Source organism: Candidatus Latescibacterota bacterium (assembly GCA_019038625.1).
Taxonomy (GTDB): Bacteria; Krumholzibacteriota; Krumholzibacteriia; order Krumholzibacteriales; family Krumholzibacteriaceae; genus JAGLYV01.
The window spans coordinates 1-1,765 of sequence record JAHOYU010000151.1 but is presented as its reverse complement, the minus strand read 5'-3'; the positions used below and the strand labels follow the sequence as shown (position 1 = coordinate 1,765).

Annotated in this window: 1 protein-coding gene; it reads left to right on the top strand. The window is 46.8% G+C overall.

Annotation, left to right across the window (positions count from 1 at the left end):
- Positions 1-112: 112 nt before the first annotated feature.
- Complete coding sequence (gene ltrA, locus KOO63_11450) at positions 113-1,357, top strand: group II intron reverse transcriptase/maturase (GenBank protein MBU8922422.1); 1,245 nt, start codon at positions 113-115, stop codon at positions 1,355-1,357.
- The last annotated feature ends 408 nt before the right edge of the window (positions 1,358-1,765 follow it).

Sequence of the window (1,765 nt, the reverse complement as noted above, 5' to 3'; positions counted from 1 at the left end):
CACGGGGGCGGAACAACCCGTAGTAGTGTTGAAGTCTGTGTAATGCAGATGGAGCCAAGGGGTTGTGCTGTCTGGTTTTAGCGATGTGGTCAACCAGAGATGGGAGGAGCCTATTACTGAAACAAAGCCGTTTAGTATTTCCAAGCAAGTTGTATGGGACGCCTATCGTCGGGTAAAGGCGAACCGAGGGGCTGCGGGAGTCGATGGTCAGTCGATCAAAGATTTTGAGGTTGATCTTAAGAACAATCTTTATAAGATCTGGAATCGGATGTCCTCGGGCAGTTATTTTCCGCCGCCGGTACGTACGGTAGACATACCCAAAAGCGATGGCAGATCCAGAAGGCTGGGTATACCAGCCGTATCGGATCGCGTGGCGCAGATGGTGGTCAAGATGTATCTGGAGCCCGAAGTAGATCCGATCTTTCACCCGGACTCCTATGGTTACATATCAGGCAGATCAGCACTGGATGCAGTAGGGGTCGTTCGCCAAAGGTGCTGGTGTTACAACTGGGTGATTGATTTGGACATACAGGGTTTCTTCGATAACATTGACCATGAGTTGATGATGCATGCGGTGCGGAAGCATACGGACAGCAAGTGGATACTGCTTTATATCGAGAGATGGCTGAAAGCTCCGGCACAATTGGCGGATGGCAGCCTAATCGAAAGAGAGCAGGGCACGCCCCAAGGGGGTGTGGTTAGTCCCTTGCTGGCTAATATTTTTCTTCACCATGTGTTTGATGAATGGATGAGGGTAAACCATCCGAGTGTTTTATTTGCGAGGTATGCGGATGATATTGTCGTCCATTGTCGTTCGGAATCTCAAGCACAAGTGATGCTGAGAGCCATTGAACTACGGCTGGCGCGATGTAAGCTGAAACTGCATCCGCAGAAGACGAAGATTGTCTACTGTAAAGACGCAAAACGCCCTGGAAGTTATAAGCATGAGAGTTTTGATTTTCTCGGCTATGGCTTTCGGCTTCGATCGTGCAAGGGGCGGACTTACTTTGTGGGCTTTACGCCAGCGGCAAGCAAATCAGCAATCAAAGCGATGAGCGCTACGATAAGGGGCTGGAAACTGCAGTTGTGGAGTTCCTCGTCATTAGAGGACATTGCCAAGCGAATCAACCCCGTGATTAGGGGTTGGTTGAATTATTATGGCAGGTATTATAGATCAGCGCTTTATCCCATTTTACGTCAGATTCAAAATGCTTTGGTTCGTTGGGCCATGCGGAAATACAAGAGGCTGCGAGGCCATTGGCACAAGGCGACCCACTGGTTAGGTCGCATTGCACGCCGTGAACCCAGACTATTTGCGTCTTGGGGCTTTGGTTTTCGGCCGTCGGCTGGACAGTAGGAGCCGTATGACGGGAGACTGTCACGTACGGTTCTTGGAGAGCGTTGGGGTGAAACTCCCCTGCGCTACTTAACCTAATCGGTACTTTTGAAATTCTTAAAAAGCTGTGATACTTATTTTATATCACAGGTGTAATAATCCGCTAATTCAGTTTCTCCAAGATTATATATTAGACTGCGTAACCCACATTTTTGCTGAATTGTAGATTCCGGCTATGAACCCATCATCACAATAATTTGTACCTTCCGTTCCTTAATCCTAAATTTTTCAAGCACCTTCAAAGATTCAGTTAGACACGCTTAAAACAATTCAAGCACTTGCATAATATTAAAGGTTTGCGAAAGTAAGCTGTTACTTAACGAATTAATATAAAATCAATAAGCGATTAAAATTGTATTTATCCCAACT